18 protein-coding genes are annotated in these 15,980 nt (G+C 59.1%); 11 read left to right on the top strand and 7 right to left on the bottom strand.

The window, feature by feature from the left end:
- The first annotated feature begins 321 nt into the window (after window positions 1-321).
- Window positions 322-915, top strand: coding sequence for a nucleoside 2-deoxyribosyltransferase (locus PSEMO_RS33110; RefSeq protein ID WP_144443614.1), 594 nt, complete (start codon window positions 322-324; stop codon window positions 913-915).
- Between the two features lie 104 nt (window positions 916-1,019).
- Window positions 1,020-1,877, top strand: coding sequence for a hypothetical protein (locus PSEMO_RS23330; protein WP_144443613.1), 858 nt, complete (start codon window positions 1,020-1,022; stop codon window positions 1,875-1,877).
- A 293-nt stretch (window positions 1,878-2,170) separates the two neighbouring features.
- Here PSEMO_RS23330 and PSEMO_RS33685 read toward each other — a convergent pair whose 3' ends face one another.
- The 3 genes from PSEMO_RS33685 to PSEMO_RS23320 form a co-directional block, all read right to left on the bottom strand.
- On the bottom strand, window positions 2,171-2,644 hold the full coding sequence (locus tag PSEMO_RS33685; protein WP_218641253.1) for a hypothetical protein: 474 nt from the start codon (window positions 2,642-2,644) through the stop codon (window positions 2,171-2,173).
- 63 nt (window positions 2,645-2,707) lie between these two features.
- Window positions 2,708-2,980 (bottom strand): hypothetical protein, encoded by a 273-nt coding sequence (locus tag PSEMO_RS33680; RefSeq protein WP_218641252.1) that lies wholly within the window; start codon window positions 2,978-2,980, stop codon window positions 2,708-2,710.
- A gap of 271 nt (window positions 2,981-3,251) precedes the next feature.
- Window positions 3,252-4,007, bottom strand: coding sequence for a LysE family translocator (locus PSEMO_RS23320; protein ID WP_075805309.1), 756 nt, complete (start codon window positions 4,005-4,007; stop codon window positions 3,252-3,254).
- Between the two features lie 113 nt (window positions 4,008-4,120).
- Here PSEMO_RS23320 and PSEMO_RS23315 point away from each other — a divergent pair, with 113 nt between their 5' ends.
- Complete coding sequence (locus PSEMO_RS23315) at window positions 4,121-4,567, top strand: Lrp/AsnC family transcriptional regulator (RefSeq protein ID WP_075805308.1); 447 nt, start codon at window positions 4,121-4,123, stop codon at window positions 4,565-4,567.
- 11 nt (window positions 4,568-4,578) lie between these two features.
- Here the strand turns inward: PSEMO_RS23315 and PSEMO_RS23310 are convergent, their stop codons facing one another.
- Window positions 4,579-5,496, bottom strand: a complete 918-nt coding sequence (locus tag PSEMO_RS23310; protein WP_075805307.1) for a LysR family transcriptional regulator — start codon at window positions 5,494-5,496, stop codon at window positions 4,579-4,581.
- Window positions 5,497-5,621: 125 nt separating this feature from the next.
- On the opposite strand from PSEMO_RS23310, the gene PSEMO_RS23305 reads away from it, so the two are divergent.
- The 5 genes from PSEMO_RS23305 (at window position 5,622) to PSEMO_RS23285 (ending at window position 9,945) form a co-directional block, all read left to right on the top strand.
- Complete coding sequence (locus tag PSEMO_RS23305; protein WP_075805306.1) at window positions 5,622-6,380, top strand: 5-oxoprolinase subunit PxpA; 759 nt, start codon at window positions 5,622-5,624, stop codon at window positions 6,378-6,380.
- A 95-nt stretch (window positions 6,381-6,475) separates the two neighbouring features.
- Window positions 6,476-6,721 carry an acetyl-CoA carboxylase gene (locus PSEMO_RS23300; protein WP_075805305.1) on the top strand — a complete coding sequence of 82 codons (246 nt, stop codon included), beginning with the start codon at window positions 6,476-6,478 and terminating at the stop codon, window positions 6,719-6,721.
- 10 nt (window positions 6,722-6,731) lie between these two features.
- Window positions 6,732-8,105 (top strand): acetyl-CoA carboxylase biotin carboxylase subunit, encoded by a 1,374-nt coding sequence (locus tag PSEMO_RS23295; RefSeq protein ID WP_075805316.1) that lies wholly within the window; start codon window positions 6,732-6,734, stop codon window positions 8,103-8,105.
- Window positions 8,102-8,974 (top strand): 5-oxoprolinase subunit B family protein, encoded by an 873-nt coding sequence (locus tag PSEMO_RS23290; RefSeq protein WP_075805304.1) that lies wholly within the window; start codon window positions 8,102-8,104, stop codon window positions 8,972-8,974. Before PSEMO_RS23295 ends, PSEMO_RS23290 begins: the two co-directional genes overlap by 4 nt.
- The gene (locus tag PSEMO_RS23285; protein ID WP_075805303.1) at window positions 8,971-9,945 is read left to right on the top strand and encodes a 5-oxoprolinase subunit C family protein; all 975 of its coding nucleotides are present in this window, start codon (window positions 8,971-8,973) and stop codon (window positions 9,943-9,945) included. The genes PSEMO_RS23290 and PSEMO_RS23285 overlap by 4 nt, the downstream gene beginning before the upstream one ends.
- 638 nt (window positions 9,946-10,583) lie before the next feature.
- Here the strand turns inward: PSEMO_RS23285 and PSEMO_RS23280 are convergent.
- The 3 genes from PSEMO_RS23280 to PSEMO_RS23270 form a co-directional block, all read right to left on the bottom strand.
- Window positions 10,584-11,471, bottom strand: a complete 888-nt coding sequence (locus tag PSEMO_RS23280) for an alpha/beta hydrolase (protein ID WP_075805302.1) — start codon at window positions 11,469-11,471, stop codon at window positions 10,584-10,586.
- Between the two features lie 311 nt (window positions 11,472-11,782).
- Entirely contained in the window at window positions 11,783-12,274 is a 492-nt protein-coding gene (locus tag PSEMO_RS23275; protein WP_075805315.1) for a tetratricopeptide repeat protein, read from the bottom strand.
- A 133-nt stretch (window positions 12,275-12,407) separates the two neighbouring features.
- Window positions 12,408-13,319, bottom strand: coding sequence for an AraC family transcriptional regulator (locus tag PSEMO_RS23270; RefSeq protein WP_075805301.1), 912 nt, complete (start codon window positions 13,317-13,319; stop codon window positions 12,408-12,410).
- Between the two features lie 111 nt (window positions 13,320-13,430).
- Here PSEMO_RS23270 and PSEMO_RS23265 point away from each other — a divergent pair, with 111 nt between their 5' ends.
- The 3 genes from PSEMO_RS23265 (at window position 13,431) to PSEMO_RS23255 (ending at window position 15,804) form a co-directional block, all read left to right on the top strand.
- The gene (locus PSEMO_RS23265) at window positions 13,431-13,916 is read left to right on the top strand and encodes a hypothetical protein (RefSeq protein WP_075805300.1); all 486 of its coding nucleotides are present in this window, start codon (window positions 13,431-13,433) and stop codon (window positions 13,914-13,916) included.
- 93 nt (window positions 13,917-14,009) lie between these two features.
- Window positions 14,010-14,843 carry an oxidoreductase gene (locus tag PSEMO_RS23260; protein WP_075805299.1) on the top strand — a complete coding sequence of 278 codons (834 nt, stop codon included), beginning with the start codon at window positions 14,010-14,012 and terminating at the stop codon, window positions 14,841-14,843.
- Window positions 14,844-14,895: 52 nt separating this feature from the next.
- Complete coding sequence (locus PSEMO_RS23255) at window positions 14,896-15,804, top strand: AraC family transcriptional regulator (protein ID WP_075805314.1); 909 nt, start codon at window positions 14,896-14,898, stop codon at window positions 15,802-15,804.
- The last annotated feature ends 176 nt before the right edge of the window (window positions 15,805-15,980 follow it).

Here is a 15,980-nt window from a genome sequence, read left to right as displayed (position 1 = left end):
TTGCGGGTCTGCTTGCGCTTACCGGCGTACTCGGCATCGGCGAAGGTCATTTGTTTCATCATCGAAAAGCTCGGCGATTGGTGTCCGGGGATTTTGCCAAATCAGGAAGTCTTTTTCAGGATTTCCCAAAGGGAGTCACTCTGAGGTCTCCATAAAAATATGGTTGACTAAACAACAGACCTTTCTGCAGCAAGGATGGGTGAGTCCAGCCCTTGGCAAAAAAACTGTCAACGATCTGAGATATTAATTGGCCATGATACTCTGGGAGTACTATTGTGCGCTCCAGCACTAACGTAGCAGACCAAAAATGGAATTGATCGAATGACTCAGAAGCCGGTAGTTTGGTACGCAGCAGGTCGGATTGAGCGAGATCGACATCGCTTCGGGCTGGTGGAATGCTCTCTCCTCGGCTTTGAGCAGGAGGCTTGGAGTGCTATCCCAAAAGTGGTGAAGGAAACAACTGAAGGAGTGACTTTCGCGTACTCTGGCCCTTGGACGGTAGGGTGCGATCATGGATGCGCCCATGTTGCAGGTGACCAGAACCCATGGGCAAACTCTAAATCGACCGGAGCATACGGCACCGGTACTCATGGGGCGGGGGAAAACTATTGCTCATCGAATACTGGCACCGCTGATGCAGGGACCGTCGTTTTTGAACGATCCATGGCAGGCATCGCCAAAGCGGATGCCGTTTTCGTGTGGCTAGAAGATGTCGAATGCTACGGGACATTAGTTGAGGTCGGGTACGCCTTTGCAATGCAAAAGCCCATCTATCTCGCACACGCTCCAAGCGTGCTTCCCAACGGAGAGATGTGGTTCGCATTCAAAGCAGCCCACAAGATTATGCAATCTCCAAATCCTAGCGACGCGCTCCGTGCAGCGATCAAATACGTTGACGGGCTGAGGCGGGACTGATCGAGTGATCGCCACTCGGGATCATAAAGGCCTCAGCCGCTGCCGATGAGCGCCGTTTGAGTCTAGACGATAGTTAATTACCCGATAAATCTAATAGGAGTCATATGCAAAACTCTATAGCTTCAGTACTTAGAATGTGGCCCTACAGCGCCGGGAGAGCCGAGGTATTCGTCAATGCCCTTCTTTCGTACGTTGGTTATCCCAGGCTCGAAAATGTCGCTCCGTTAGGTGGGCGAGATGGTGGGCGGGATCTCCAAAGTTTAGATGGAACTTTGAGGGTTGCGTGTTATTTTCCTATTAAAGAATTTAAGCCGTATGACGAAATCGAGGCCAAGTTTCTAAGTGATATGGAAAAGGCACAAAAAGGTGGGGCTGAAAGTTTCACCTTCGTTACCGGGCAGGTGTTACAGCTCGCAGAGAAACTGAAGCTTAAAAATTTCAGCTTCACGAAAGATACGAGCATTTACGACTGCAATGACATTCTGAACGTGGTTAGCGCGCCTGAGGCAGGCTTTCTGCGAGCTGAGCTGGGCTTTCCCGATACAAAAAAATCTCACGATCAGGATTTTTTCGAGATTCTTTTCTCGACCGTAATCTTCAGTAAGCTTATCCATCTATTTAACCAGTCGTCAGAGCCTAAAATTTTTCCCAGCGGTTTTTTTGAGATCTTTGACGCCCTCAACATATTCAGGCAAACTGCCCAGCCTGGCTTACTGAGCGACGACCTGAAAAATGTTTATTTGAACTGGGGTGGCGCAGTTGATGGCTTCCACCTGCAACTGCTTGAACTTGACCAGTTTGATTACAGATATGAAAATCATACATTAATAATGAAGAGCTTCCCCTACGATGAGTTTCAAGGTGTTTCTGACGCGGTTAATACTGCATTCTCTGATCTGGTGGAATATACGATGGAGCTTGCCAAGTTCGTCGAGGAAAAACTGCGCCTACCGATTCGATAATTCCAGCTTAACGCAGTTAGCGCGGGCATAAGTGGCTGATGCCACTCCTTGCAGTCAGTAATCGACCGTAATAGCCATTGACCTTTGTAATAACGGGCTTGTTCACCTCAGGAAAATGCGTCGTCTGGCACGGGCTTTTCCAGTTTTCTCGAAACAAGCCCGCTTTTAGAGGATGACTAATAAACACACTGACAGGTCGAAAGCTACTTCTGATTGACCGCTTTCGATCCTAAGCGGACGGTCGCCAGACAGGAGTGGCATATGCCCGCGAAATTGAAATGATGTATCGATAACTATGGCGATTTGACCGCAATAGTATCAGCTACCAAACTCGGTATACCCTCAACGGTAGGTTGGCAGGCATCATTGAATATATAATTTAATCTGTGATCCCCATATCCCATGGCCCATAAAAATAGTTCGGCGCCCAGTGCTGAAGGCTGGCAAATAACTCCTCCGTCAGTAGCTATTGGCACCCGGCTTTTCATGTGCTTCAGTGGCCCATATATAAAGTTGCCTTCAATCAATCCGTCGTTATATAAGCCGAAAAAGATATGGCGCAGGAACGCGTCGTTGTTGCTCATCTCCTCGGGTGTAAAATCCATCGCTTTAACATACGCCTGAAATGGAAAAAATATCTCCATTTTTGGCCGATCATCCATATTGAAGTGATAGCCCTGATTTTTAAACAAATCCTTGATTGTTGCGTATATTAAATAGTGTGTTCTGAGTTGGTATGTGGAAAGGTTCTCAACCAGCTTGGCCATGCGCGCGCCTCGATCATCGCGCCCACGTTCTGTTCGAGAGGAGGCAAGTACCCCGCCGAAGTATTATACAGATAGTAGGTCATCATTGAATGCCCCATCATTCATTATCGTCTTTAGAACTTTTGGGGGAATAACTCCTGGTTTTTCGCGCTTTTCACCAATTTTCTCGTCAGCTCTTTTGAAGATTTGACCAATGTTATGCATTCGCTTTTCAGTGAAGTCTTTTAGCCCGCCGCCCAAATAATCCGCTGTCGGTCCTAGTAATTTTTCAAGACCGTCTTTTCCGAGATATGCAGCGATGGCCCCTAAGCCAACTGTGGTTATCGGTTCTGGCATGTTGTCCCTTCCGACCTGATTACTGCTGGATTGCTAGTATGAGTGATACGTCGAGCAATGCCCCATGCCCATACTTTACCCTGAAACAGGCTTCTAAGCAGTGGCTTGGGCAAAAAAGCACTGCAAGGCGGGAGGGAGAATTGGAGAATCACCCTTGGTGCGAGGCTAGCGCTCACGCCTGCTGGCTTCAACTCCCGATGTCGTGCCTGATCAGCTTCCGCTTCTGGCCGTTAGCCGACCTCGGCCAACGACCGGTATGGGTCGTTAGCGGTCAGTTGCGAACGACGGCTATGGGTCGTTGTCTGCCTTCCCCAAAGATACAGGTCTTTTTGGGACCGCCTTGCGGTCCATCGCAGGCAAGCCAGCTCCTACCCGGACCGAGTCGGCAGAAGACGTCGCGCAATCCTGTAAATACCTGGACCAAACCAAAGGTACCAATAACCACAGCAGAAACCCCAGAAATCCCCCGCATAAACGAAACAGACATCCTCTTACGCAACACCGCCGTAACCCCGCTCAAACACACCCACCACGCAGCAGACCCCAAAAACACCCCGGCAAGCATCGACAGCGTGGCAACCCACAGCGCTCTACCTTCCAACTGGTGCCCAGCAGACAACGGATCCAGCGCAGCAAAGATGGCAATGAACGCCAATATGGTCATCGGGTTGGACAGCGTTAAACCAAACGCCGTCAGAAAATCACGGGTAACCGCCGCAGTAGCTCCCACCTCCGCCGCCTGCTTAGGCTTCAAAGCATCCCGAGCAATACTCCACGCCAACCACACCAGAAACGCCCCTCCAACCACCTTGAGAAAGACCGCCAACGAAGGCGCAGAAACGGCAATCCCGGTAACCCCAACCGCCCCCAGAAACCCATAAACCGTATCCGCACTAGCAGCCCCAAGCCCCGTCGCCAGCCCCGAGCGAAACCCCCGTTTCAGGCAGCGCTGAACACAGAGCAACCCAATCGGCCCCACAGGTGCAGCAATTGAAAATCCAATGACAAGCGATTTAACGAACAACATAACCCTCTCCGGACAATACCCATTTGGTGACGGGAAAATGGTAGATGTCCGCTCCATTGCGCAGAATGCATTTTCCAAGGAATATTCAAGCTTCACCTAAGGAATTAAGGCATATGGACGACATCGACTGGAAAATCCTCGGCCGCCTCCAAAGCAACGGCCGCATGACCTACACCGAGCTTGCCCGGCACGTGCACCTCTCGGTGCCAGCCGTCACCGAACGCGTCAAGCGCCTGGAGGAAGAGGGCGTAATCGAGGGCTACGCAGCCCGGATCAACCCGGTGGCGGCCGGTTACCAGGTCAGCGCAATGTTGGCCATGACCGTCCCCCAACCTGCCAAAGCCAAATTCCTCAAGCTGCTGCAGTCGATCCCGGAAGTCCTGGAATGCCAGCACATCACCGGCGCCGACTCCTACATCTTCCGCGTAGTCGCCGCCAGCATGGGCGACCTCGAGCGGCTGATCGAAAAGATCAACCTCTACGGAGAGACGCGAACCTCCATCGTGATGTCCACCCCAATCCCTCCACGCGCACTTGAACGACCCGTTCGGCAAGCCTGACCATTGCGCCCTCAGCGCCGTGCAGAAAGCTGCTGCGGCGCCAGAAACGCATCATGGAAGTAATTACGGAACGCATGCATCGCCGGAGTGAATTCCCGCTCGCGATGCCAGGCCAGGCCGACGCTCATGGGGGTGACCTTGTCGGTGATGGTCACCGTCTCGATGCGCTTGCCCTCCAGCGACCAGGGCCGGTGCACCAGGTCGGAGAGGATCGCTACGCCGCTGCCGTTGGCCACCATGCTGCGCACCGCTTCCACCGAGCTGGTGCGCACCCGCACATTGGGCTGCTGGTGGGCATGTTCCCAGTAGCGCATGGCGCTTTGTTCGGCTTCGTCGACGGTCAGCAGGATGAAGGGCTCGCGGGTGACATCGGCCAGGCTCACCGCCGAGCGTTCGCACAGCGGGTGGTGGCTGGGCAGCCATAGCCGGCGTTCGGAGTTGAACAGGGTTTCCGAGACGATGTCCGGGTGGGTGAGGTTCGAGGTGAGCACCACCGCCATGTCGAACTCGCTTTCCAGCAAGCCTTGCTCGATGGCCTGGCGCTCCCGTTCGTGCACGTCGATGGTCACGTCGGGGTACCAGTGCTCCAGGCGTTGCAGGTGGTGCGGCAGGAAGTAGCCGAGCACCGTGTAGCTGGCCGCGACCCGCAACAGGCCACTGGCGCGAACATCCGGCAGCGGGCTGTTGAGGGCGTCGTCGACGCTGCGCAGGATCACGTAGGCCCGATTGAGAAAGTGCCGCCCGGCATCGGTCAGGCTCATGCCCTGGGCCGAGCGCTGGAACAGCAGCGTGCCGAGCAGGCCCTCCAGCTCCTTGATCGCGGTGGTCACCGCCGACTGGGAAATATTCAGATGAATCGCCGCCTGGGATATCTGCCCGATTTCCGCCGTGGCGACGAAATAGCGAACCTGGCGCAAGGTCAGTGACATGCAGACTCCATGTGATGGGGTATCTGTTTTTCAGAAGATACGCCCTCTGATAATAGATCTTCCCAAGGGGTTGGCCGGAATCTAACGTGGTCTGCATGAAGTCACAAGCGTCAGGAGCAAGTGTCATGCAGGCAGTAGATTTCAACTCGGACATGGGCGAAGGCTTCGGTCCGTGGACCATCGGCGACGGGGTGGACAATGAGCTGATGGGCTTTATCAGTTCGGCCAACATCGCCACCGGTTTCCATGCCGGCGACCCCGGCACCATGCGCCGTACAGTCGAGCAGGCCAAGCGCCTGGGCGTGGCCGTCGGTGCGCATCCGGGCTTTCGCGACCTGGTCGGGTTCGGTCGCCGCCATATCAATGCACCGGCCCAGGAGCTGGTGGACGACATGCTCTATCAACTGGGCGCCCTGCGTGAACTCGCCCGGGTTCAAGGCGTGGCCCTGCAGCACATCAAGCCCCACGGTGCGCTGTACATGCACCTGGCCCGGGACGAGGAAACCGCGCGTTTGCTGGTGGAAAACCTGCAGCGCCTGGAGCCCGAACTGCTGCTGTATTGCATGCCCGGTTCGGTGATCTGGCGGATCGCCACGGAGCTCGGCCAACCGGTGATCCGCGAGTTCTACGCCGACCGCGAATACGACCTTAGCGGCTCCATCGTCTTCACCCGCAATGTGCGTGGCTACGACCCGGCGCAGGTCGCTGCGCGGGTGCTGCGTGCCTGCCAGGAAGGCGTGGTGCGCACGGTGGAGGGCGAGGACCTGCCGATCGCCTTCGATTCCATCTGTCTGCACAGCGATACACCCGGCGCCCTGGCGCTGGTCGAGGCCACCCGCACAGCGCTCGATGGCGCGGGAATCAAGGTGCGCGCACCGCGATAACGCAAGCGAAGACACCTGGCACGCAGACGCCAGGGTTTACCCGATACATCGATTTTTTTGCCTGCCTTTCTACAACTATTCCAAGAGGAACAGACATGGCGCAGCACACAGTCATCACCCCGTTGCCGGGGACGTTCTACCGCAAGGCCACCCCGGACTCGCCGAACTACGTCGAGGCCGGTGCCGACGTCAGTGCCGACACGGTAATCGGCCTGATCGAGGTCATGAAGCAGTTTTCCGAACTGACCGCCGGCATGGCAGGGCGCCTGGACGCGTTCCTGGTCGAGGACGGTGATCCGGCGGAGCCGGGTCAGGTCATCGCCACACTTCAAGACGCGTGAGGGCATGAGCATGACTCAAGGCATTGGTAAATTGCTGGTCGCCAACCGTGGCGAGATCGCCGTGCGCATCATTCGTGCCGCGAAAGCGCTGGGGATTCCCACCGTTGCGGCGTGCAGCGAAGCAGACGTGGATTCCCAGGCCGCGCGCATGGCCGACGAAGTGCACATCCTCGGCCCGGCCCGCGCCGACAAGAGCTACCTCAATGTCGAGGCCTTGCTCGGTGCCCTGAAGGCCACCGGGGCCGACGCGGTCCACCCCGGCTACGGCTTTCTTTCGGAAAACGCCGAGTTCGCCGAGGCGGTGCTGGCCGCCGGGGCGATCTTCGTCGGACCGTCCCCCGAGACCATCCGGCGCATGGGCAACAAGGCCGAAGCCCGGCGCACCGCGCAAGCCGCGGGCGTGCCGGTGGTGCCCGGTTCCCCCGGTGAACTGTTCGATGTGCAAGCGGCGCTCAAGGCCGCCGAGTCGGTCGGCTTCCCGCTGTTGATCAAGGCCTCGGCCGGAGGCGGCGGGCGCGGCATCCGCTTGGCGGAAAACCCGCAACAGTTAAGCGAAGAATTCCCCCGTTCCCAGCGCGAAGCCCAGGCCGCCTTTGGCAATGGCGCGGTGTATCTGGAGCGCTTCATCGGCAAGGCCCGGCATATCGAAGTGCAGGTGCTGGGTGACGGCAAGCAGGCGGTGCACCTGTTCGAGCGCGAGTGTTCGCTGCAACGCCGTCGGCAGAAGATCTTCGAAGAGGCGCCGTCGCCGGTCCTCGATGCGCAGCAGCGCGAGGCCCTGTGCGCCAGCGCCGTACGCCTGACCGAGGCGCTAGGCTATCAGGGTGCCGGCACCCTCGAATATCTGTACGACGACGCCACCGGCGAGTTTTTCTTCATCGAGATGAACACGCGGATCCAGGTAGAACATCCGGTCAGCGAGCTGATCACCGGTATCGATCTGGTCCAGGCCATGTTGCGCATTGCGGGCGGCGAGCCACTGGGGCTCAAGCAAAGCGATATCAGGCTCAACGGCGCGGCCCTGCAGATGCGCCTGAATGCCGAGGATCCGGCGCGGGATTTCTTCCCCAGCCCGGGCCTCGTGCAAGCGCTGAACTGGCCGCAAGGCGAGGGCGTGCGGGTCGACAGCCATCTGTATGAAGGCTACCGCGTGCCACCGTACTATGACTCGCTGCTGGCCAAGCTGATCGTCCATGGCCGTGATCGCAGCGAAGCCCTGGCCCGTGCGCGATCGGCGGTCGAGCAGACCACGCTCAGCGGCATGGCCAGCACCCTGGCCTTGCACGGCGAACTGCTGGAGCAACCCTGGTTGCACAGCGCCGACTTCCACACCGGCACCCTGGAAACCTGGCTGGCCGAGCGCCGCAGCGGAGGTGAAGCATGAGCAGTCCGATTCGCTACAGCTTTGGCGCCGACGAACATCTGTTTGCCGAGGTCAGCGACAGCATGTCCCTTGAAGCCTTCTTCAAGGGCATGGCGGTGACCCGTGCGGTGGAGCGTCTGGCCCTCGATGGCGTGCTCGACGTGTGCCTGGCCAACGCCTCGTTCCAGATCCGTTTCGATCCGGATCGCATCGCGCCGGCCGATCTGCTTGAAGCGGTGAAGGGCGCCGAGGCCGAAGCCGTGGCCGAGCGCACCCTGCACACGCGGATCATCGAGATTCCGGTGCTCTACAACGATCCCTGGACCCACGAAACCTTGATGCGCTTTCGCGACCGCCACCAGGACCCGAGCGCCACGGACCTGGAGTACGCCGCGCGTATCAACGGCCTGGCCGACGTCGAGGCGTTCATCGCCGCCCACAGTGGCGCGCCGTGGTTCGTGTCGATGGTGGGCTTCGTCGCGGGCCTGCCGTTCATGTTCCAGATGGTCGAGCGCGAACGCCAGTTGCAGGTGCCCAAGTACCTGCGGCCGCGTACCGACACGCCGAAACTGACCCTGGGCCATGGCGGCTGCTTCGGTTGCATCTACTCGGTGCGTGGCGCCGGTGGCTACCAGATGTTCGGCGTCACCCCGGCGCCGATCTACGACCCGCAGCAGCACCTGGCGTACCTGAAGGAGCACATGGTGTTCTTCCGTCCCGGTGACATCGTGCAGTTCAAGCCGATGGACCGCGAAGCCTATGACCACGCTGTCGCCGAGGTCGAAGCCGGGCGCTTCGACCTGCGCATCCGTGCGGTGGAGTTCTCGCTCGATGCGTTCCTTGCCGACCCGGTCGGTTATCCCAAGTCGCTGCAGGAGGTGCTGGCATGATCAAGGTACTCAAACCCGGCCTGGCCACCTCGGTGCAGGACCTCGGCCGCGAAGGCTACTACCACCTGGGCATCCCGCCTTCCGGGGCGCTGGACCAGTACGCCCTGAGCGCCGCCAACCAGCTGGTCGGCAATCCGGCCAACTCGGCGGCGCTGGAGTGCACGTTGCTGGGGCCGGAGCTGGAGTTCCACCAAGATGCGCTGGTGGCGGTCTGTGGCGCGCAGATGACCCCGAAGGTCGATGGCGTGGACATGCACCTGGATACCGCCTTCGAGGTGAAGGCCGGGCAAGTGCTGCGCTTCGATTTCCCCAAGGCCGGGGCGCGGGCGTATCTGGCGGTGGCCGGCGGTATCGATGTGCCGCTGGTGCTCGGCAGTCGGTCCACCTACGCACTGGGGGCGCTGGGTGGTTTTCAGGGGCGCCGGCTGGCGGCTGGAGATGAACTGCCGGTAGGCGTCGCCAGCGGCAAGGGGTGTGTCGGGGCGAGCCTGCCGATGGCGTTGCGTCAGTCGCTGGGCGGGGAGATCGTCCTGCGGGTGGTGCCGGGGCTGTACTACGAGCGGTTGACTGCGGCGGCGGCGGACAGCTTCTTTGCCGAAGCCTGGACCGTCGGTTCGGAGGCGGATCGCATTGGCTATCGCTTCAAGGGTGGCAGCCCGCTGAGCTTCCAGCCGCGCGAGCAGCCGTTCGGCGCCGGCTCCGATCCGTCGAACATCGTCGACAGCTGCTACCCGATCGGCTCGATCCAGGTGCCGGCCGGGCTCGAGCCCATCGTGCTGCACCGCGATGCGGTGTCCGGGGGCGGCTACGCGATGATCGGTACGGTGATCAGTGCTGACCTCGATCTGATCGGCCAGATGCAGCCCAACCAGAAGGCGCGTTTTATCGCGGTGACCCTGGACGAGGCGCTGCAGGCCCGACGTTCCTACAAGAAGAAGCTCGGCTGCCTGAGTGCGCTGTTCCCTTCCTGATCTATGGGTAGCTACACATCTTTTCCGAAGATCAGTGGTGACCCCGGGGCGCTTGTCGAGAGATCGCATGATGGCCGCCAGGCGCATGCCGATGGATCTCCAGCGTTCTCCAGATCGAGCGCCGCCCGCGCGGCGCATCGCTGGCAAGTCGGACCGCCGAACCGCAGCTCCCACATTTGTTGCAACGCGCCATGGCCTGTGAGATCTCCGCTGCCAGCCTTTGGATGTTCGGCGATATATAGCGGGGAGGCTGTTGGGTACGACGCGGTATCGCGTCGTACTAACAAGGCGATCACTATGGCCTGTCAGGCATAGGTACGTTGCAACAAATGTGGGAGCTGGCTTGCCAGCGATGCGCCGTGCGGACGGCGCTCGATCTTGAGGGCGCTGCAAGAACATCGTCATACACAGCGATGCGCCGCGCGGGCGGCGCTCGATCTCAAGGGCGCCAGAAAAGTCATGAGCACCTGTTAGCCCTGATGCGATCTACTGACGGGCCTTCTCACCTCAAAAGATGCGTAGATACCCATGCTTCAAGTCATAAGGCAAGCCAACGCCGCACTTCGGTGCGGGGGCGGCTGCCCGCGCTTTAACCTCTGACGGGGTCTGCCAGCGTCATTCGTCAGCGCCGAATCACTTCATCTGTCATGAGAGATTCCCGATGCCGGATCTCGCCCATGAACGAACGCCACCACCTCATCCAGCACCGGTGCCAGCCATCGCATCGGGCGGGCGAATGCTGCAATCAATGTCCCGTGGCCCGGCCTGGAGAAATACAGCTCGCGCACGGGCACACCCAGTTCGCGCAAACGCCGGGCCATGCCCCCGGTGTTGCGTTGGGGATTGACCAGTGTGTCGTCCTGCGCGGCGATCAACAGGGCAGGGGGCGACGTGGCACTGACGTGGTTGATCGGTTGGGAGTCGGGTGGTGAATTTGGAAAGAAGAAAACCGGTTTAACTTCCGGATTTTTGATCGGCAGGAAGTCATAGGGCCCGGCCAGACCAATCCAGCCGCTGAGCATCGAAGGCTTCATGTTCATCGCGGACAGCCATTTGGGGTCTAGCGCAACCATCGCTGCGTTGTAGCCGCCGGCGCTATGGCCCATCACATAGAGTCGCGCTGGATCGCCGCCGTATTGGCGGATGTGTTCGCGGGTCCAGCCCACCGCTTGGGCACTGTCTTCCAGAAAGCCTTGGTAGTGGACCTGCGGATAAAGCCGATAATCGGCGATCACCGCGACGATACCTCGTGCGGCCAGTGCCTCGCCGACAAAGCTGTAGTCACTGCGTGATCCGCTGTTCCAGCTGCCGCCATAAAAGAACACCACCACTGGTGCGTCGGCTGCGAGATTGGCCGGCGTGTAGACATCCAGCCGGTTCCGCGGATCGTTGCCGTACTTCAGGTCAGATGCCTTGGTGAAGGTGTCTTCCGGAGTGAGGAGGTTCAGAACCTTCAGAGGTGAACAGCCCAGCAACAGGCCCAACAGCCCCCCGGCAACACATAGGCGCAAGGCTATCCTGATCATGGTTGGTTCTCTGTGGCGGTGTGGTTTTAAGACTGCGGGCTTGGACAGGAATTCAGCGCTGGACTGAGTGCTGCGCACAAGCACATTTTTATGACGCTGTTATTCGCTTTTTCGGGGCGTCCAAGCAGCCCTGGTGAACCCAGTCGAACGTCCGGTCTTGGCCGTCAGCTGGTTGTCGCGACCGGCACCTCTGGGTCGAAAGCTGCCTTTCGCGAGCCAGCAATAACGTGTGGCTAGAAGCGGCCTTGCAGTACTCGTAAAGCAAATCATCAATCTTGTGGCGGTCGATGCTTGTTTGTACTCGTGTACCTCTATTGTTGCTTGTTGTTCAGGTGCTTGAGAGTAACGCTCATCTTCTTGTCGCAGTCTAAAGTTTGGGGGTGGTTTTCGCCAAGTTCTGTCGAAAAAATCGCGCAAGCTATTTTTAAATGCTCATTTGCCATCCGGTAGTTTCGAGAGCGAATTAAAGCCCAGCCTAAATTTCCGTGTGAAATTCCAATATACAGGTGCCCGCTAGGGTAGTGCTGCTCATCTATCTGAAGGGCGCGCTGGAGTGACTGAAGGCCATTATTTATCTGGCCATCGAACGTGTATGCCTGGCCTAAATATGTCCAGCGTCCTCCGAGGTAGGGGTCGTTTATGTCAATATTTTGGGCGATCTCCAATGCGGTTTTGAAGTAAGTGATGGCGGAGCCGTATTTTTTATTCGCCAAAAGACGTATGCCAATTTCGTGGCTTAAAGAAGCTAGCTCTTGGTTATTTAGATAATCACCGCTTTTTTGTAATTCGTAGCTTTCGATCATGTTGTCAAGCTCAGTGTCTGCTGACGAAAGGCTTGGAAGCAGAAAGAGGAGAATAACTAAAACTAAACGCATACATTCCCTTATTTACATAACGTTCGGTTAAAAGCAGCGGAGCGCCGTCCCAGAGAGCGATTTAAACCACCCCAAATGTACCTCCTACGCCACGGCTGCTGTGATCCTCTCTGGGAGAGCGACCAAAAAACGCCTTATAGGCACGACTAAACGCCGCCTCGGATTCATAACCCACGGCAAAACCCACATCGCCGATACGGCTGGTCTGCGTGGCCAACATTGTCTTGGCAAGGGTCAGCCGCCATTCGTTCTGATAGCGCAGTGGCGCTCGTCCGACCAGAGCACTGAAACGCTCGCAGAAACTGGAGCGTGACATCCCCGCCAACTTCGCCAGCGCCTCGATGCGCCACTGTTGGCGGGGCTGTTCGTGAATCGCCCTGAGCACCCGGGCGATGCGCGCATCGGACAAACCACCCAGCCAACCGGACGCTGCGCCTTGCTGCACCCAGGTGCGCAGGACGCGAATCACCGCAAGGTCAATCAACCGCGACACCATCAAGGCGCCGCCCGGCTGTACGTCGTGAGCCTCCAGCAGCATGAAATGCAAAAGCCCTTCGGACCACGGCGCCGCGTCGGCCTGCCGGATATGAATCAGCCAGGGCAGGGCGAACAGCATCGCGCGGAAGCTGCCGGCATCGAACCAGAAGCGGCAGACCGCGATCGTGGTGGGGCTGTCGCCGGCGCTGAGGCTCAGGTCGTCCAGGGTGTGGGGCAGGAGGAAGACATCGCCAGGTTCAATCAGCGTGGCGGGGTGCTCGTTGCGCTGAATCCGCAACTGGCCGGCTTGCAGCATGCAGACGTGTGCACTGTTGCAGTCGAGCATCAAGCGCTCGCCGGGTTCGACGGTAGCGGAGTAGACGCGGTCGCCGGTCAGGCGCATCTGCGCGAGCACCTGGGACAGCAGGTCGCCGCTGGCGAAACCTCCCAGCTGCATTTCCGGAAGAATGGTCAAGTGTTCCGGTGAATCGGTCATGTAGGACTGGCCGCGTTCCGACTAGATTGGAGCCTCGAGCATAGCCCACCGTCGTGCGTATTCAGAAGCGCGACAAACTATGCCGTTCATCCAATCAGAAGGAAGTTCTCCATGTTCGGAATCTCTGCCCTTGGCTGGGTCCATACGCTGGGTAGCCTGCCGGCCATTCCGCTGGCCGCCTGCATGTTCGCGCGCCATGGCCGTATCGTTCCGCGCTCCAGGGCTGGCCTGGCGTACCTGGGATTCATGCTGATGGGGGCTGGCTCGGTGTTCATGATTGCCAGGCAGCCAGTGAGTAATGCGATTGCGCTGCTTACATTGATCATATTGCTGGCCGGCTATGACGTTGGACGCATCCGCGTGCTGGGACGAGCTGGCGTGTATCTGGAAACCATCCTGCTCAGCGTGACCGCGTTCCTGCTGATGTTGCCCACCGTTTCTGAAGTGTTGCGTCGTGTGCCGGATGGCCATCCCATTGTCACGGACCTGCAGGCGCCGCTGCTGGTCGGCACCCAGCTTGGTCTGTTGCTGGCCCTGGTGCTCGGTGTTACGGCGCAGGTGGTGTATTTGCGCAGGCAGGGTGCGCGGGCGAATTGATAGGAACAGGCAATGCTCTGATCCGATCCGGCATGGTGCCTGAGCACCCATCGTCCTAGCATGGCCGCACCTATCTCTTCAGGAGCGCGTGCCATGAATGCAGTCAAAACCCTGTTTATCACCGGTGTCAGCAGCGGCTTCGGCCAGGCTCTGGCCCAGGAAGCGTTGGCGGACGGGCATCGGGTGATCGGTACGGTTCGCAGTGAGTCCGCACGGGCGACCTTCGAAGCATTGGCAGCGGAGCGGGCCCACGGGGTGGTGCTCGATGTGACCGACTTCGAGGCCATCGACCCGTTGATTGCGGCGGTGGAAGCCCAATACGGGCCGGTGGATGTGCTGGTGAATAACGCCGGCTATGGCCATGAAGGCGTGTTTGAAGAGTCGTCGCTGGAGGAGATGCGTCGGCAGTTCGAGGTGAATGTGTTTGGCGCGGTGGCGGTGACCAAGGCCTTTGTCCCGTATTTCCGCCAGCGGCGGGCGGGGCACATCGTTAATATCACCTCCATGGGCGGGCATATCACCATGCCGGGCATCGCCTATTACTGCGGCAGCAAATTTGCCCTGGAAGGCATCTCCGACACCCTGAGCCAGGAGCTGGCGCCGTTCAATATCTTCGTGACCGCCGTGGCGCCGGGCTCGTTTCGCACCGACTGGGCCGGCCGCTCGATGCAGCGCACAGCGCGCAGCATCAGCGACTACGACGCCACCTTCGACCCGGTGCGCAAGGCCCGCGAGGCAAAAAGCGGCCATCAATTGGGCGACCCGCAGAAAGCCGCCCGCGCCATGCTGACGCTGATAGCCAGCCCCAACCCGCCGGCGCACCTGCTGCTGGGTAGCGATGCCCTGGCCCTGGTGCGTGACAAACTGCAGCGCACGGCCGAGAGTATTGAGCAATGGCAGGCGCTCAGCCGTTCAACCGATGGCTGAGCTGTAGAGAGGGACAGCAGTGACCAACGGCAAAGACCCGAGCAGCGCGCGCATGGTGCAACTGATGAACCAGTTGGCACCGCTGGAGGGTTACAACCTGAGCCCCCTGGATGATGTGCGTTTTCTGCGCTCCAACCGTCCTCTCACGCGCACGCCGGTGCTCTATGAACCCGGCATCGTGATCCTCTGCCAGGGGCGGAAACGCGGCTACCTGGGGGACGACATCTACGTCTACGACGCTCAGCATTATCTGGTGGTATCGGTCCCGGTGCCCTTCACCATGGAGACCGATGCCAGTGAAGCGGAGCCGATGCTGGCGGTGTACCTGCGGCTGGATTTCACCCTGGCCGCGGAGCTGATCCAGCAGGTGGACGAGGTGCGCGGATTCTCAACGGCCGAGCCGATGGGCATGTACGCCTCGCCGATGGACGAGCCACTGCGGCAGTCGACCCTGCGTTTTCTTGAAGTGATGAGTGACAGCAGCGATGCGCAGATCCTCGGTCCGGCCCTGCTGCGCGAGCTCTACTGCCGCATCCTCAGCGGCGAACAAGGCGGCACGCTGCGTGCGGCCATGGCCCAGCAGGGCCAGTTCGGCAAGGTGACGCGGGCCATTCACCGGATTCACCGCTGCTATCACGAGCCGCTGGACGTGGAAACCCTGGCCCGGGAGGCGCAGATGAGCGTACCCAATTTTCACCTGCACTTTCGAAAGGTGACCGACAGCTCGCCGATGCAATACCTCAAGTCGACCCGGCTGCATCAGGCGCGGTTGCTGATGTTGCGTAACGATTTGACGGCCGCCAAATCGGCGTTTCTGGTGGGGTATGAAAGTGCTTCGCAATTCAGTCGTGATTTCAAGCGGCTGTTTGGGCGTACGCCGTTGGCGGAGGTTGCGTGGATGAAAAGAGCTTATGCGTTGCCGGCTCCGAAGGCGGTGTCGCCATTTGTGTCGTCGCATTGATGAGCATGGGTATCTAGCGCGAGTCAGGTAGGAGCGTGGCTTGCCCGCGAAGGGCCGCAAAGCGGCCCCAGAACCATCCAGCACGAACTGGCTGGTGAATGGTTTTCTGGATTCAGCGCCTGCTTGACCTCAGAGCTCCAGATGCTCTGGTGTAGCAGGTTTTGGGGCCGCAACGC

The organism is Pseudomonas putida (genome assembly GCF_001941965.1).
GTDB classification, from domain to species: domain Bacteria; phylum Pseudomonadota; class Gammaproteobacteria; order Pseudomonadales; family Pseudomonadaceae; genus Aquipseudomonas; species Aquipseudomonas putida_L.
This window is presented reverse-complemented; position numbering and strand designations above follow the sequence as displayed.

Bases quoted from the DNA above. Each gene is read 5' to 3' on its own strand.
- PSEMO_RS23295 (WP_075805316.1), top strand. From the start codon at position 6,732: ATGACTCAAGGCATTGGTAAATTGCTGGTCGCCAACCGTGGCGAGATC.
- PSEMO_RS23270 (WP_075805301.1), bottom strand. From the start codon at position 13,319: ATGACCGATTCACCGGAACACTTGACCATTCTTCCGGAAATGCAGCTG.
- PSEMO_RS33110 (WP_144443614.1), top strand. From the start codon at position 322: ATGACTCAGAAGCCGGTAGTTTGGTACGCAGCAGGTCGGATTGAGCGA.
- PSEMO_RS23305 (WP_075805306.1), top strand. From the start codon at position 5,622: ATGCAGGCAGTAGATTTCAACTCGGACATGGGCGAAGGCTTCGGTCCG.
- PSEMO_RS23260 (WP_075805299.1), top strand. From the start codon at position 14,010: ATGAATGCAGTCAAAACCCTGTTTATCACCGGTGTCAGCAGCGGCTTC.
- PSEMO_RS23300 (WP_075805305.1), top strand. From the start codon at position 6,476: ATGGCGCAGCACACAGTCATCACCCCGTTGCCGGGGACGTTCTACCGC.
- PSEMO_RS23265 (WP_075805300.1), top strand. From the start codon at position 13,431: ATGTTCGGAATCTCTGCCCTTGGCTGGGTCCATACGCTGGGTAGCCTG.
- PSEMO_RS33680 (WP_218641252.1), bottom strand. From the start codon at position 2,980: ATGCCAGAACCGATAACCACAGTTGGCTTAGGGGCCATCGCTGCATAT.
- PSEMO_RS23275 (WP_075805315.1), bottom strand. From the start codon at position 12,274: ATGATCGAAAGCTACGAATTACAAAAAAGCGGTGATTATCTAAATAAC.
- PSEMO_RS23290 (WP_075805304.1), top strand. From the start codon at position 8,102: ATGAGCAGTCCGATTCGCTACAGCTTTGGCGCCGACGAACATCTGTTT.
- PSEMO_RS23255 (WP_075805314.1), top strand. From the start codon at position 14,896: ATGGTGCAACTGATGAACCAGTTGGCACCGCTGGAGGGTTACAACCTG.
- PSEMO_RS23310 (WP_075805307.1), bottom strand. From the start codon at position 5,496: ATGTCACTGACCTTGCGCCAGGTTCGCTATTTCGTCGCCACGGCGGAA.
- PSEMO_RS23315 (WP_075805308.1), top strand. From the start codon at position 4,121: ATGGACGACATCGACTGGAAAATCCTCGGCCGCCTCCAAAGCAACGGC.
- PSEMO_RS23285 (WP_075805303.1), top strand. From the start codon at position 8,971: ATGATCAAGGTACTCAAACCCGGCCTGGCCACCTCGGTGCAGGACCTC.
- PSEMO_RS23320 (WP_075805309.1), bottom strand. From the start codon at position 4,007: ATGTTGTTCGTTAAATCGCTTGTCATTGGATTTTCAATTGCTGCACCT.
- PSEMO_RS23330 (WP_144443613.1), top strand. From the start codon at position 1,020: ATGCAAAACTCTATAGCTTCAGTACTTAGAATGTGGCCCTACAGCGCC.
- PSEMO_RS23280 (WP_075805302.1), bottom strand. From the start codon at position 11,471: ATGATCAGGATAGCCTTGCGCCTATGTGTTGCCGGGGGGCTGTTGGGC.
- PSEMO_RS33685 (WP_218641253.1), bottom strand. From the start codon at position 2,644: ATGGCCAAGCTGGTTGAGAACCTTTCCACATACCAACTCAGAACACAC.